The following is a 14,419-nucleotide window of genomic DNA, read 5'->3' on the forward strand; positions in this document are numbered from 1 at the left end:
CTCAATTTTCCACGGGGCCGCATAGACACTAAAGCAGAGCTGAGTGTTTGCCTATCAAAACAGGCTTGGCCTCGAGCATTCGCCGTTGAAAGGGCAAATGACGGCCAGTGATTGAGTAGCCATTTGACTTTCGTCAGTCTGCTAAAGGGCGCTATAAGGCACTCTGCTAGTAAAGGAATCGATGGTTCGTAAGGGGGCCGCCTGGTCGCGTAAGGATAATGAATGGTTTCTGATAATTTTGCCCCGCTGAAGTCTCGCTGGCCCGAGCTGTATATTCACGCCTCGCTTGCTGAGCGCTATGTGTTTGCCGACCCGCACACTGCTGTCATAAAACTCCGCTGCTTTGCAGAGGTTCTGGTTGGCGTTCTCTACAGAGATTTGAGCCTGCCCAGTGAACCGTCCGATGGGTTCTTCGAGAAGCTCAAATATCCTGCCTTTCAGGAGGTAGTTGGCGACATCGTGCTGCAGAAGCTGCACGCCCTGCGGATGATCGGCAATAAAGCCGCCCATGGCAGTTTAATCGACGCCAGCGTCTCGCTTGCCCTGATTTGGGATGCGTATTTGATCGGCCAGTGGTTCTTCAAGACCTACAGCGGTGAGTCTGCCGACACCTATCCGCCTTTCACGGCTCCTGTAGAAGCCTCGGAGCAGGGCGGCCCTGCAGAAGACCCTGCCGAGCAGTTGGCCTTAGCGAAAGACGAGTTGAGCCGCCTGGAAGCTGCAGAGAAAGACTCTCAGGCTGTAGCTGCGTCAATAACCCCAACACCTGATCAGGCCAGGCTGGATGATTTCAAGTGCGCCTCGGCTCATGCCTTGGGTAGCATCGATTTCAGCGCCGCGAACACGCGCCGGCATCTCAGCATTCACGATGCCTTTGCCGGTTATACGCTGACCAGCGGCCAGACGGAGCTGGTCAATCAGCTCGAGCATTTCCTCGCCAGCAATACGCAGAACGTCTTCCTCCTCAAGGGCTACGCCGGTACCGGTAAAACCTTTATCACCAAGGGGCTGACCGAATATTTCCGGGCGATTGGCCGCAACTATGTACTGGCTGCGCCAACCGGCAAGGCCGCGAAGGTGATCGCCAGCAAAACCCAGTCGCCGGCTTACACCCTGCACAAAACTCTCTATGCGTTTGACGATATGGACGAGTACCGCGATGCAGACACCGAGGGTACCGAGACCTTCAAGTTCTACGCCAAGCTGGCGGTGAACACGCTTTCTGTGGATACGGTGTACATCGTGGATGAGGCGTCCATGGTGGCGGATATCTACCAGGAGGCGGAGTTCTTCCGCTTCGGGTCTGGCTATCTGCTTGCCGACCTATTCGAGTTCGTCAATCTGGACCATAACGATCACCGCAAGAAGGTCATCTTCATCGGTGACGATGCGCAGTTGCCTCCCGTGGGCATGAGCTTTTCGCCGGCGCTGGATGCGGAGTATCTGTTGCGTCATCATCGCGTCCGTTGCAGCGAATACGAGCTGTCTGAGGTGGTGCGGCAGAAAGCGCAGAGCGGCATTCTGGCCAATGCTCAGCCCCTGCGACAGTCACTGCAGAGCAAGGTGTTCAACCGCCTGACCATGGACCTCTCCTATCCGGACGTTGAGAAGGTCGAACATCAGGCGCTGTTGCAGCGTTATCTGGATTCCTGTGGCGGCAAGATCAACGGCGAGTCCATCGTCATTGCTCACTCCAACGCTGACGTGGGCGATTACAATCGGCTAATTCGCGAACACTTCTTCCCCGGCTGCGCGCAGGTGATGCCGGGAGACAAGGTGATGGCTGTAGCCAATAGCAATGCGCACGGATTCTTTATCTCGAACGGTGATTTCGGCCTGATTCGTGAGGTGCTCGGAGAGGTTGAAGAGCGCAGCGTCAAGCTGAGGCGGAGAAATCCCGAAACTGCAGTGGTCGAGGAAATTGTTGTGCCGCTGCGCTTCAGGGACGTACTGGCAGGCTTCCGTGACCTTGATGGCACAGCGCATTTCTTCCCGGCCAAGATCATCGAGGATCTGCTTTACAGCAAGGAGCCAACGCTCTCGTCAGATGAGAACAAGGCGCTATACCTCGACTTCTGCATGCGCCACAAGCACTTGCCAAGGCGGACTAAGGCGTTCAAGGACGCCCTGATGGCGGATCCGTATTTCAATGCCTTGAGGCTCAAGTTCGGTTACGCCATCACCTGCCACAAGGCGCAGGGCAGTGAGTGGAATCATGTGTTTGTGAAATGCAAAAGCCACCAAAGCCAGCTCACGGCTGACTACTTCCGCTGGCTCTACACGGCGATTACGCGCACGGCGCACCACCTGTATCTGCTCGATCCGCCGAACCACCAGCCGTGGAGTGGTATTCAGATGGTGGCCAATCCGGCGCTGGAGATGCTCGGCGCGGCGCCCAGCATGCCCGCGGCTCCGGCTCCGGCTCCGGCTCCGGCTCCTGCTCCCAGCGTTGCAGCGCCAGCATTTGCAGCGGTTGCCCCTGCGCCGCAGGACGAAACATTCGGCATCCCCGCCAGTGCAACAGTGCTGCTCGCGTTGCTGACCGAGGTACGTCGGTTAATTGCCGGGCGGGGGATCAGTATCGAGGACGTTCTCCATCACCAGTACCAGGAGGTATATCTCTTCAGCCGTGATGGGGAGTCTGCCCGTATAGACATTGCCTATAACGGCAAGAGCAAGGTTACCGGTGTAGCGGCTCCTTATCTTTCCGAGTTGAGCGGCGAACTGAGTGCTGTGCTGGCCGCGCTCAAGGGCTTGCCGCTTGCGGATGGCGGGACGGCAGGGGTTGCCGATGTTCATTTCGCCAAGCCGTTCCTCAATGAGTTTCACGCCAAGGTGCTGAACCTGTGTGCGGACAGTGGTATCACGCTGCAAAAGGTGGTTGAGCAGCAGTGGTGCCAGCGCTACAGCTTTACCCGCGATGGTGCTGTGGCCGTTTATGACATCTGGTACAACGGCAAAGACCAGTTCACGAAATGCCAGCCCGTGGTCGCAGCGTGCTCACCGGGCACTATGGTCGCTGAGGTCGGGCAACTGCTTACCGCAGGTATGCAGGCATGATTAGCAACAAGGAGGTATTCGCCAAGCGCAGGGAAGGGGCAATCGACGAAGCCTACGCGATGGCGCTTGAGTTGATGGCTGCGCCGCAGGCCGATGAATGGGACCGCAAGGCATTTGCCTGGTGCTTGATCGACCTGATCAAGCGTGACGTCAAGGATGGGCAGTTGGAGAGCCTGCCGCACTATCGCAGTCAGCTGGAGAGCATTGTTGTCGATCCTGCTGACGATGTGCTGAGTAAAGGCGTTCGCCATACGCTCTCGCTGTGCAATCCCTTTGGGCAGCAGATCAGCGAGGCCAAGGCGCTCAGCAAGAGCGGGCAGCACGCTCAAGCGGCTGCAATCTACCGCAAGGTATGGATGAACGGCGCTGCCGATCAGGATATCCAGACCAGTTTCGGCTGGGAGCTTTACCAGCACACCAAGGCACTGATGGCCGGGGAGGACTTCAACGTTGGTGAGGCCAAGCGTAATTTAAGTGACTACCTCAAGCTGGCGATCGAAAAGCCCTCTTCGCTCCACTCTCGCATACTGCGCTTAGCCGCCAAGCTGGCCGGGCAGGACAAGCTGAAAATGCTGGCCTTTTCCCGCCATTGGAATCTTCAGCATCTGCGCGAGGACGACTATGAGCGCTATCGCGCCGAGGATGGCAGGGAGTTTCCGTCACTAGCTGAGAAAGTCATCCAGCAGGCTGGCAAGGAAGCGGCTGCTGCCGATGATGCGGACGGGCAGGCGTACATGCTGCCCTTCATTGATGGTGCTATGGGGCGCTTTCCGGACAATGTATTTCTCAAGCTGAACAAGGCCAAGCTGCTGCTCGCGCTGGGCCGGCATGACGAGGCGCTGGCTTTCGGGATTGCAGTGACCAAGGCCAAGTCAAACGACTACTGGGCCTGGGGACTGCTGGGTGACATTGTCTCGCAGAAGGATCCGGACGCTGCGCTGGGCTGTTACTGCAAGGCGCTGACCTGTCCGGCAGAAGACAAGTTCACAGGGAAAATTCGCCTGGAAGTCGCCGAGCGCATGCTGGAGGCCAACGACTATGCAGCAGCCAAGCACGAAGTCGAAGCCATTATTCGAGCCAAGGAGCAGGAGGGTTATAAGATCCCCGAGGCTGTTGCCAGCATTGCCGCGCAGGATTGGTTTGCCGGGGTGCAGGCCAAGGCATCCAACAGTGACTACTACAGGCTTCATGCAAAGGCGGCTGAAGCGCTGCTGTTCAATGACCTGCTCTGGATTGATGCCTGCCTGGGCGAGACCTTTGTCGTGCCGGGCAGAGAGAACAAGCCCAAGCGCAAGGTTTTCCTGAAAACAGGCTCAATCCCCTCGGAGGTGTCGATTCCTGAGTCAAAGGTCGCGCGGATGAATCTTGCGGCCGGAGATGCCGTCAGGGTCAAGGGTGAGTTTGATGATAATCAGCGCTTCAACCTGTTTGTGTTGGAGCGCCGGACTGGCGCAACTGCGTGGGATATCGCGCCCGAGCTTTTAGGAGTTGTGAACCAGGTGAATGAGGACAAACAGGCCATTCGCTATATCGTCAGCCGGGAGATCAATGGTGAGATCCCGATGTCGGCATTGCCGTGTGCGTTTGCCGAGGGCGATGCCATCGAGGTGCAGCTTGTTCGCTACGTTTCGAAGCGTGGTCCTCAATACCGCGTGCTTGCCGCAAAGGCGAGCAAAAAAGTGCCAGGCGATTTGTTACGCAAAGACTTCACCGAGGCGGTTCGCGTCTCTAACGGCATGGGCTTTACCCCGGGCGAAATATTTATTCCGGCGGCGTTGGTGGAGCACTGCGAGATCAAAGACGGTCAGCAGGTTTCCGGTACAGCGGTACAGGCCTACAACAAGAAGCGTGAAAGCTGGGGATGGAAGGCCATTTCCATCCAACCGTAGCAGGCGGCTACTCGTTGGTCTTTTTCTGGCTCTTTTGAGAGTTGACGAATAATTGCGAAAGAAAATTCTGCAGTCCGGCCTTTTCAAGGCAGCATCCCTTGCGGCCGCTCCAAGTCTGATCATGGGGGCGCTGCCTTTTCTGGGTTACGCGCCGTGGGGGCGTACCAGCCTGGAGGTGGTTGTTTTCTTCGTAGTGGCTTATTCCGTCATCCACGTGCTTGTTGCGCTGCTGGTTATGCTGGTCACCCGAAAGTGGCGGGAGTATTTCCCGGCCATCATGCTGGGTGTGCTTCTGGGTGGCCTTGCAGGTTTGCAGGCGGGAACAGCAATGAGAATGGAAGGTTATGAACGGGCGGGTGAGCGGGCTGCTGTTTTGGTCACTGCGATAGAGCATTACATTGAGGCAACCGGAGAGCCACCTGAGCGCTTGGAACAACTTGTACCTGATTTTGTCGAGGCGATCCCAGGCAGACTGCCGCCACTTGAGATTGTAACGGGCGAGGCGGATCTCAAAGATTTCTATGGCAATCAATGGGCCCTGCTGTTCAAAGCGGGTAGTGGTTTGAACTGGGACCAACTTGTTTATTTACCAAAGCAGAATTACGACCAGGTCGAATCGAAAACCCTGCTGGGGCGCTGGGCATATCTCCACGAGTGATCATGTGTTTTTCGCTGCCGGCGCTGCCAGAGGGTGGCCGGCGGCGCTCAACGCATCAGCAGGGACGGCTAAAGCCGGCCAGCAGTTCTCGGGCAAATGGCCGAACCATGCAACCTTGCTTAACAGAACAGAGCGTTGTGGCTGCAACTCTTTATGCTAGTACTCAAAATCCCCGCTCGCAAAATAGGGGGCCAGACTTTGAGGCACGGTTTAGGCACAGAATTGGCACAGCCCGAAAATGAGTCGGAAAGGAGCGCTGCGGGCAGTACTCACCACAATCTGAGTATCCGCATGGAGATCAATTTTGAGAGATTAGCCAATTCGGGATCTGGATCGGCAGAGCTGTAGGAAAAGGCTTTTAAATCATACAGATATGGCGCACCAGGCGGGATTCGAACCCACGACCCCCGCCTTCGGAGGGCGGTACTCTATCCAGCTGAGCTACTGGTGCGTAATTGTTGCGGTGGCCTATTTGACCATTAGCTAACACCCTTCTCAACTCGATGAGTATTGCCTTCGGAGGGCAATACTCTATCCAGCTGAGCTACAGGTGCGTATGTGTTGCGGCGAACTATTTGACCACTAGCCTGCACCCTTCTCAACTCGACGAGTATTGCCTTCGGAGGGCAGTACTCTATCCAGCTGAGCTACGAGTGCGTTGCGGGGCGCAATCATACGCATCTCGTTGGCGGGCGTCCATGCTGGCGCGGTTGGGCTTTTGTCTGGCGGGGTGCGGCCTTTTCGCTGCTGCCTGCGACGGGTTCGGCTGATACCCTTGCGGGTCGCGGCTCGGGGCCGTGGATGTTCGGATGGAGAGGGGATGGAGATGTCGGGCCATATCAAACTCTGGGATGCGCCGCTGCGGCTGTTTCACTGGCTGTTCGCCGGCACGGTAATCGCAGCCGTCGTCACGGGCTGGGTCGGCGGCAACCTGATGCCCTGGCATGGCCGACTCGGACTGCTGGTGCTGGGCCTGCTGGTGTTTCGCCTGATCTGGGGCTTCGTCGGTTCGACCTACGCCCGCTGGGCGAGGATCTTCGCTGCGACCGTCGGCGTGAAGGACTATCTGCAGGGCAACTGGCGCGAAGCCGGGCACAACCCGTTGGGCGCGTTCTCCGTGCTGGCCATGCTGCTGCTGGTGGGCTTCCAGGTCGCCAGCGGGTTGATGGCGACCGACGACATCGCCTTCCAGGGCCCGCTCCATGCGTTGGTCAGCAGCGAAACCGGCAGCGCGCTGAGTGGCCTGCATCGGCAGTCGAAGTGGTTGCTGCTGGTGCTGATCGGCATGCACATCGCGGCGATCGGCTACTACACACTGGTCATGCGTCGGTCGCTGGTGCGCGCGATGATCGTGGGCCGGGCGCAGCGTGCGCATGAAAGCCAGCAGGACGCGCGAGGTGGGTCGACGTTAGCGGCTGCTCTGGCGATCACACTGGCAGCCGGCTGTGTCTGGGGCGTACAGTCGGTCGGCGACTGGGCCAGGCCGGAGCCTGCTGCCGAGGCGCCGAGCCTCGACTGGTAAGCACGGCCGGCGGACCTTCGCCGGCCGTGCTTGAGCGCCAGCCCACCGTGCGTTCACCCGGCTTGGACCACGCTTGGCTGGCTAAAGCCCGCCTTACGATACAGGCCCAGCCGGACCTCGGGTGGTCAGTCAGTCGGCGCGGAACTTGTCGTGGCAGGACTTGCAGCTGCCGCCAACATCACCAAAGGCCTTCTTGATGGCGGCCTGATCGCCTTCTGCGGCGACCTTGGCAAGCTGGTTGGCGGCGGCGGTGAAGTTGCGGCCGATCTGCCCGGCTTCGTCGAGGTTCTGGAAGAACTCCGGCTTCAGGCGAGTCGCCTTGCCCAGTTGCTCGGTGGTGGTGTCCGGGCTGTACAGGCTGCCCATGCCGGAGTTGGCGATGGCGGCAATGGCATTGGCGGCGGCGGCCACCTTGGCCTGGTCATAGGGCTCCTTGCCTTCGACGACCTGGGCCTTGATCTTGCCCATGTTCCAGGACATGAACTGGTAGCCCGCCTGGCGTGTTTCCACCATTTCTTCCGGTTTCAGTTGCGCCTGGGCGGCCGTGCTGGCCAGCAGGATGGCGGCCAGTGCGCCTGTCATCAATGCTTTCAAGGGTAACTCCTCAACAATCCATGGATGTCGGCGGCTGGCGCCGCCAGCCCGGACTATACCGCGACCGGCAGCCGTGATTGGGTAACAAGGCGTGACAGGCGTCACTGCGACGCAATCCATCAGGCTGGCCTATGGCGCGACGACGTTCTGCGTCATGAACTTGCCCGCGAGGCAATTGCGGTCCTAGCATGGTCGCTTTCCAGCTGGGTGGCGCGGCGGAACCGGGCATCGAAGGACGGTTCAGATGATCGTCGCGTTCGCCAAACTTTCTGCAGCGGGCTTGCCGCTACTGATGCCGAGGAGGCTGCCATGCAACTCAAAGACACCGCCCTGTTCCGCCAGCAGGCCTATATCGATGGCGCCTGGGTGGATGCCGACACCGGCCAGACCATCAGCGTGAACAACCCGGCGACCGGCGAGACGCTCGGCACGGTACCGAAGATGGGCGCGGAGGAAACCCGCCGTGCCATCGATGCCGCCGAGCGCGCGCTGCCGGCCTGGCGTGATCTGACCGCCAAGGAACGTTCGCAGAAGCTGCGCCGCTGGTTCGAGCTGATGATGGAGAACCAGGACGACCTGGGCCGGCTGATGACGCTCGAGCAGGGCAAGCCGCTGGCCGAAGCCAAGGGCGAGATCGCCTATGCCGCTTCCTTCATCGAGTGGTTCGCCGAGGAAGCCAAGCGCGTCTATGGCGACACCATCCCCGGCCACCAGAAGGACAAGCGCATCATCGTCATCAAGCAGCCGATCGGTGTGACGGCGGCCATCACCCCGTGGAACTTCCCGGCGGCGATGATCACCCGCAAGGCCGGTCCGGCGCTGGCGGCCGGCTGCACCATGGTGATCAAGCCGGCCTCGCAGACGCCGTTCTCGGCGCTGGCGATGGTCGAGCTGGCCGAGCGTGCCGGCATACCCAAGGGTGTGCTCAGCGTGGTCACCGGATCGGCCGGCGACATCGGCAACGAGCTGACTGCCAACCCCAAGGTGCGCAAGATCTCCTTCACCGGTTCCACCGAAGTCGGCGCCAAGCTGATGGAGCAGTGCGCGCCGGGGATCAAGAAGGTTTCTCTGGAGCTGGGTGGCAATGCGCCGTTCATCGTCTTCGACGACGCCGATCTGGACGAGGCCGTGAAGGGCGCCATGCAGTCCAAGTACCGCAATGCCGGGCAGACCTGTGTATGCGTCAACCGCATCTACGTGCAGGACGGCGTGTACGAGGCCTTTGCCGAGAAATTCCAGGCGGCGGTGGCCAAGCTGCGGGTCGGCAATGGCCTGGAGGATGGCACGGATATCGGTCCGCTGATCGACGAGCGTGCCGCCGCCAAGGTCCGCGAGCACATCGAGGACGCCGTTGCTCAGGGCGCGCGTCTGGTGGCAGGCGGCCAGGCACATGCGATGGGCGGCAGCTATTTCGAGCCGACCGTACTGGTCAACGTACCGGACAGTGCCAAGGTGGCCAAGGAAGAGACTTTCGGCCCGCTGGCGCCATTGTTCCGCTTCAAGGACGAGGCCGAGGCCATCGCCAAGGCCAACGACACCGAGTTCGGGCTGGCCTCCTATTTCTACGCCCGCGACCTGGGGCGTGTATTCCGCGTTGCCGAAGCGCTGGAGTACGGCATGGTTGGCATCAATACCGGGCTGATTTCCACCGAAGTGGCGCCGTTCGGTGGGGTCAAGTCGTCCGGCCTCGGTCGTGAAGGCTCCAAGTACGGAATCGAGGACTACCTGGAAATCAAGTATCTGTGCATGGGCATCTGAGCCCTACGATAGTCATAGAGGCTGGCTGTCGCTCATTTCTGCAGGCAGAATCGCGCCCCCTGCGGCGCGGTTCCTTCTTCCTGGACGTATCGCATGCCCACCATGCCGTCGCCAGGCTGCGGCGCAATCGCCAGCGAGTCATGCAGTGAGCATCCCCCAAGTCTCCTTCGTTCTGGTCGCCTATAACGAGCCCTGGCGGGCGGATCAGCTCTGCCAGCTGGTTCGCGAACTGCGCCCGGGCATGCGCGTGCAGCCGGCGCCCGACGGTCATGCAGCCTTGGCCGAGTGCAAGCGTGAGGTGCCCAGCCTGCTGATCATCGACGGTGAGCTGGACGGCCTCGATGGTCCCCAACTGCTGCGTGAGCTGCGTCGACACGCACCGACCCAGCGGCTGCCCTGCGTGCTGATCAGCTCGCGCACCGACATTGCCAGCGTGCATGCCGTGCTCCCGCTCGCTCCGGCGGGCTATCTCGGTAAACCCTATGATCTCGACGATCTGCGCAAGCGGCTGGACAGACTGTTGCCGCGTTCGGCCGGCCGGGGCGGTGCCCCGGTCGTTGCGGCAGCCGATGACCTGGACGGTTTTCTCGAGCGCATGCGCCCGCATAACCGGGGAGGGCCGTTGCAGGACGCCGTACTGACGGCGTTGCAGCGTCTGCAGGGCGGCGACCAGGATTTTGCCGAACTGGAGCAATTGCTGATCTGCGATCCGCAGGTAACGGCCCGCCTGATCAGCGTCGCCAGCAACGCAGCGCAACCGCCGACGCCATGCCTGAGCCTGGCGCAGGCGCAACGCCAGCTGGGTGCCGCACGAAGTCTGCAGCTGGTGAGCGAACTGGCGCAGCAGCACAACGCCCGGCTGGCGGAGCCGCGTCTTGCCGAATTGGCCGCGCAGCTCAGTGCGCAGGCGCTGGGTACGGCTCGGCTGGCGAACTGGCTGGCATGCCAGTTGAAGCTGGACAGTGAGCTCTGCTTCAGCGCGGGCCTGCTGCAGAACATCGGCGAGCTGGCGCTGCTGCGCAGCCTGCAGGAGTGGCTCGACAGCGGTGGTGCGCTGGACGAGTCGAACCTGCAGCGCTGCCTGCACGAGCGGGCTGCGGGTTTCGGTTCGGCGCTGCGCGCGCAATGGGCGCTGCCGCTGGAACTGCGCGAAGTGATCAGCGCCTATTACGCTCTGGGTGCCGGCGTGCTGCGTCGTGAAGCGCTGGTGCTCAACCTGACCCGGTTGCTGATCGAACTGCCTGGCGATGCCACGCCGGCCAGCCTGGCGGGCGAGCGTACGGTGCGCCTGCTGCGGCTGGATCCCGGCCTGCTCGACGAGGCACCGCGTCACGCCTTTCCAGGCTGATGCCGCCGCGCCGGCTTTGGCGCGATATTCGTCTGATCGATAGTGCTGCCCAAGGCCGTGCCGGTCCCGCGGAATGCCGCTATTGGCGCGCCTGCGCTGGTATCGCCCGGATTTGCGCTCGACGGCGCCATCCTATCGACATGCGCAGCGTGACTCCTTTATTCTGCTGTGCGAAACATGATTCCGTGAATTAACAAATCCAATCAAGCAATTCAAAGCGGAGGCCAGTCATGACGGATGTCGTACGGCTTGAAGTTCAGGGCGACATTGCCCTGATCACGGTCAGCAACCCACCGGTCAACGCCCTCGGTCACGCCGTGCGTGCAGGGCTGCTGCAAGCCTTTCAGGATGCCGAAACCGATTCCCGGGTTCGAGCCGTGATCCTGATTTGCCAGGGCAGCACCTTTATCGCAGGGGCTGACATCAAGGAATTCGGCAAGCCGCCGCAGGCGCCGAGCCTGCCGGAGGTGATCGACACCATCGAAAGCTGCAGCAAGCCGAGCGTCGCGGTGATCCACGGCACCGCCCTGGGTGGCGGGCTGGAGGTCGCGCTGGGCTGTCATTACCGCATTGCCCGTAAAGACGCCAAGGTCGGTCTGCCGGAAGTGAAGCTGGGTTTGTTGCCAGGCGCTGGTGGCACCCAGCGACTGCCGCGCCTGGCCGGGGTGGCCAAGGCGCTGGACATGATTGTCAGCGGCCAGCCGATCAGTGCTGCCGAGGCGCTCGAGCACACCATCATCGACGAGCTGTTCGAGGGGGAGCTGGCCGCGGCGGGCATTGGTTTTGCGCGGCGCCTGCTCGACGATGGCCGCGGGCCGCGTCGCAGCGGCGAGCAGACGCGTGGCCTGGAGGGCGCTGACAACGAGGCGCTGATCCGCGCCAAGCATGCCGAGGTGGCCAAGCGCATGCCGGGGCTGTTCTCGCCGCTGCGTTGCGTCGCCGCCGTCGAAGCCGCGGTCAAGCTGCCGCTGGCCGAGGGCCTCAAGCGTGAGCGAGAGCTGTTCGTCGAATGCCTGAACTCGCCGCAGCGCGGTGCGCTGGTGCATTCCTTCTTCGCTGAGCGCCAGGCCAGCAAGATTAATGATTTGCCGGCCGACGTGAAGCCACGCGCAATCAATAGCGCCGCGGTGATTGGCGGCGGCACCATGGGGGTGGGCATCGCCCTGAGCTTCGCCAATGCCGGCTTGCCGGTGAAGCTGCTGGAAATCAATGAAGACGCCCTGCTGCGCGGCCTGCAGCGTGCCCGCGATACCTACGCGGCGAGCGTCAAGCGCGGCAGCCTGACCGAGGAGGCCATGGAGAAACGCCTGAGCCTGGTCACCGGCGTCACCGATTACGGTGCCCTTGCCGATGCCGACGTGGTGGTCGAAGCGGTATTCGAGGACATGGACGTCAAGCGGCAGGTCTTCGAGCAGCTCGATGCCGTGTGCAAACCCGGCGCGATTCTCGCCTCGAACACGTCGTCGCTGGATCTGAACGCCATAGCCACGTTCACCAAGCGTCCTCAGGACGTGGTCGGCCTGCACTTCTTCAGCCCCGCCAACGTCATGCGCCTGCTCGAAGTCGTGCGCGGCGAGAAGACCAGCGACGACGTGCTGGCCACCGCCATGGCCATTGGCAAGCAGTTGAAGAAGGTGTCGGTGGTGGTCGGCGTCTGCGACGGCTTCGTTGGCAACCGCATGGTCTTCCAGTACGGCCGCGAAGCGGAATTCCTGCTGGAAGAGGGCGCCACGCCACAACAGGTCGACGCTGCGCTGCGCAACTTCGGCATGGCCATGGGGCCGTTCGCGATGCGCGATCTGTCCGGCCTGGACATCGGCCAGGCGATCCGCAAGCGCCAGCGCGCGACGCTGCCGGCGCACCTGGATTTCCCCACCGTCTCGGACAAGCTCTGCGAAGCCGGCATGCTGGGGCAGAAGACCGGGGCCGGCTATTACCGCTACGAGCCGGGCAATCGCATGCCGCTGGAGAACCCTGCGCTGGCGCCTATGCTCGAAGCGGCCTCGCGGGAAAAAGGCATCGAGCGGCGCGAACTGGAGGAGCAGTACATCATCGAGCGGACCATCTTCGCGCTGGTCAACGAGGGCGCCAAGATTCTCGAAGAGGGCATCGCCCAGCGCTCCAGCGATATCGACGTGATCTACCTCAACGGCTACGGCTTCCCGGCTTTCCGTGGTGGCCCGATGTTCTATGCCGACAGCGTCGGCCTGGACAAGGTGCTGGCGCGGGTCAGGGAGCTGCACGCACGCTGTGGCGACTGGTGGAAGCCGGCGCCGCTGCTGGAAAAACTGGCCGCCGAAGGCCGCACCTTCACCGAATGGCAGGCCGGGCAATGAGTGCCGCCCGCCTGCAATCTGCCGATCGGACATCGAGGACCTATCCATGAACGTCAACTACACGGCCGAAGAGCTCGCCTTCCGCGACGAAGTGCGTGCCTTCCTGAAAAGCGAGCTGCCGGCGGACATCGCCGCCAAGGTCAAGCTCGGCAAGCACATGTCAAAGCAGGACCACCAGCGCTGGCAGCAGATCCTGGTCAAGCGCGGCTGGTATGCGCCGGGCTGGCCGGTGGAGCTTGGCGGCACCACCTGGGGCCCGGTGGAAAAGCACATCTTCGACGAGGAGTGTGCCGCCTTCGGTGCGCCGCGCGCGGTGCCTTTCGGCGTCAACATGGTCGCCCCGGTGATCATCAAATTCGGTACCCAGCAGCAGAAGGACTACTACCTGCCGCGCATCCTTTCCGGCGAGGACTGGTGGTGCCAGGGCTACTCCGAGCCGGGTGCCGGTTCCGACCTCGCCAGTCTCAAGACCCGCGCCGTACGCGACGGCGACCACTACGTGGTCAATGGGCAGAAGACCTGGACTACCCTCGGCCAGCACGCCGACATGATCTTCTGCCTGGTGCGTACCGACCCTGAGGCCCAGCAGCAGCGCGGCATCAGCTTCCTGTTGATCGACATGAACACGCCGGGCATCAGCGTGCGGCCGATCATCACCCTGGACGGTGACCATGAGGTCAACGAAGTCTTCTTCGACAACGTCCGTGTGCCGGTGGAAAACCTGGTCGGCGAGGAAAACCAGGGCTGGACCTGCGCCAAGTACCTGCTCACCCACGAGCGCACAGGTCTGGCCGGCATTGGCTCTTCCAAGGCGGTGCTGGCGCATCTGAAGCGCATCGCCATGAAGGAAGTCTGTGATGGCAAGCCGATGCTCGAAGACCCGCTGTTCCGTGCCCAGGTGGCAGAAGTGGAAATGCAGCTGATGGCCATCGAGATGAGCACCCTGCGCATTCTCGCCGCGGCGAAGGAGGGCGGCGTGCCGGGCGCGGAGTCCTCGATTCTCAAGGTCAAGGGCACCGAGATCCGCCAGGCCATCACCCACCTGCTGCGCAAGGTCATCGGGCCTTACGCGCTGCCATTCCTGGAAGAGGAACTTGAGCTGGACTATGACGGCGAGCTGTTGCACGCCGACTACAGCGCGTCGCTGGCCGGCGACTACTTCAACATGCGCAAGCTGTCGATCTTCGGCGGCTCCAACGAAATCCAGAAGAACATCGTCTCGAAGATGATTCTCGAGCTGTAAGGGGGCACCGC

At 61.5% G+C, this 14,419-nt stretch carries 9 protein-coding genes and 1 tRNA gene; 8 read left to right on the forward strand and 2 right to left on the reverse strand.

Annotated features, from left to right (window positions below):
* The first annotated feature begins 222 nt into the window (after positions 1 to 222).
* From B597_RS33860 to B597_RS33870, 3 genes are read left to right on the forward strand one after another with little or no spacing between them, the layout of a single operon-like run.
* Complete coding sequence (locus B597_RS33860; protein ID WP_003292722.1) at positions 223 to 3,060, forward strand: ATP-dependent DNA helicase; 2,838 nt, start codon at positions 223 to 225, stop codon at positions 3,058 to 3,060.
* Positions 3,057 to 4,949: a DUF7017 domain-containing protein gene (locus B597_RS33865; RefSeq protein ID WP_003292721.1), complete on the forward strand. Its 1,893-nt coding sequence runs from the start codon at positions 3,057 to 3,059 to the stop codon at positions 4,947 to 4,949. The genes B597_RS33860 and B597_RS33865 overlap by 4 nt, the downstream gene beginning before the upstream one ends.
* Before the next feature lie 52 nt (positions 4,950 to 5,001).
* Positions 5,002 to 5,607 (forward strand): hypothetical protein, encoded by a 606-nt coding sequence (locus B597_RS33870; RefSeq protein WP_152028158.1) that lies wholly within the window; start codon positions 5,002 to 5,004, stop codon positions 5,605 to 5,607.
* A 374-nt stretch (positions 5,608 to 5,981) separates the two neighbouring features.
* On the opposite strand, the gene B597_RS33875 is transcribed toward B597_RS33870, so the two are convergent.
* Positions 5,982 to 6,058 (reverse strand) — tRNA-Arg (locus B597_RS33875).
* Positions 6,059 to 6,427: 369 nt separating this feature from the next.
* Between B597_RS33875 and B597_RS33880 the strand changes: the two genes are divergently transcribed.
* The gene (locus B597_RS33880; protein WP_003292719.1) at positions 6,428 to 7,129 is read left to right on the forward strand and encodes a cytochrome b/b6 domain-containing protein; all 702 of its coding nucleotides are present in this window, start codon (positions 6,428 to 6,430) and stop codon (positions 7,127 to 7,129) included.
* A gap of 129 nt (positions 7,130 to 7,258) precedes the next feature.
* Here B597_RS33880 and B597_RS33885 read toward each other — a convergent pair whose 3' ends face one another.
* Positions 7,259 to 7,711 carry a c-type cytochrome gene (locus B597_RS33885; RefSeq protein WP_003292718.1) on the reverse strand — a complete coding sequence of 151 codons (453 nt, stop codon included), beginning with the start codon at positions 7,709 to 7,711 and terminating at the stop codon, positions 7,259 to 7,261.
* Between the two features lie 321 nt (positions 7,712 to 8,032).
* On the opposite strand from B597_RS33885, the gene gabD reads away from it, so the two are divergent.
* The 4 genes from gabD to B597_RS33905 all read left to right on the forward strand — a co-directional run bounded on the left by gabD (position 8,033) and on the right by B597_RS33905 (position 14,408).
* Entirely contained in the window at positions 8,033 to 9,481 is a 1,449-nt protein-coding gene (gene gabD, locus B597_RS33890; RefSeq protein ID WP_003292717.1) for an NADP-dependent succinate-semialdehyde dehydrogenase, read from the forward strand.
* A 145-nt stretch (positions 9,482 to 9,626) separates the two neighbouring features.
* Positions 9,627 to 10,829, forward strand: a complete 1,203-nt coding sequence (locus tag B597_RS33895) for an HDOD domain-containing protein (RefSeq protein ID WP_003292716.1) — start codon at positions 9,627 to 9,629, stop codon at positions 10,827 to 10,829.
* A 230-nt stretch (positions 10,830 to 11,059) separates the two neighbouring features.
* Entirely contained in the window at positions 11,060 to 13,165 is a 2,106-nt protein-coding gene (locus B597_RS33900) for a 3-hydroxyacyl-CoA dehydrogenase NAD-binding domain-containing protein (RefSeq protein ID WP_003292715.1), read from the forward strand.
* Between the two features lie 46 nt (positions 13,166 to 13,211).
* Entirely contained in the window at positions 13,212 to 14,408 is a 1,197-nt protein-coding gene (locus B597_RS33905; RefSeq protein WP_003292714.1) for an acyl-CoA dehydrogenase family protein, read from the forward strand.
* Positions 14,409 to 14,419 lie beyond the last annotated feature (11 nt).

The sequence above is a fragment of the Stutzerimonas stutzeri KOS6 genome (genome assembly GCF_000307775.2).
GTDB lineage: Bacteria > Pseudomonadota > Gammaproteobacteria > Pseudomonadales > Pseudomonadaceae > Stutzerimonas > Stutzerimonas stutzeri_B.

What these genes read in the sequence shown, in the direction of transcription:
- B597_RS33905 (WP_003292714.1), top strand. Translation starts at nt 13,212, where the DNA reads ATGAACGTCAACTACACGGCCGAAGAGCTCGCCTTCCGCGACGAAGTG.
- B597_RS33860 (WP_003292722.1), top strand. Translation starts at nt 223, where the DNA reads ATGGTTTCTGATAATTTTGCCCCGCTGAAGTCTCGCTGGCCCGAGCTG.
- B597_RS33900 (WP_003292715.1), top strand. Translation starts at nt 11,060, where the DNA reads ATGACGGATGTCGTACGGCTTGAAGTTCAGGGCGACATTGCCCTGATC.
- B597_RS33865 (WP_003292721.1), top strand. Translation starts at nt 3,057, where the DNA reads ATGATTAGCAACAAGGAGGTATTCGCCAAGCGCAGGGAAGGGGCAATC.
- B597_RS33880 (WP_003292719.1), top strand. Translation starts at nt 6,428, where the DNA reads ATGGAGATGTCGGGCCATATCAAACTCTGGGATGCGCCGCTGCGGCTG.
- gabD (WP_003292717.1), top strand. Translation starts at nt 8,033, where the DNA reads ATGCAACTCAAAGACACCGCCCTGTTCCGCCAGCAGGCCTATATCGAT.
- B597_RS33885 (WP_003292718.1), bottom strand. Translation starts at nt 7,711, where the DNA reads ATGACAGGCGCACTGGCCGCCATCCTGCTGGCCAGCACGGCCGCCCAG.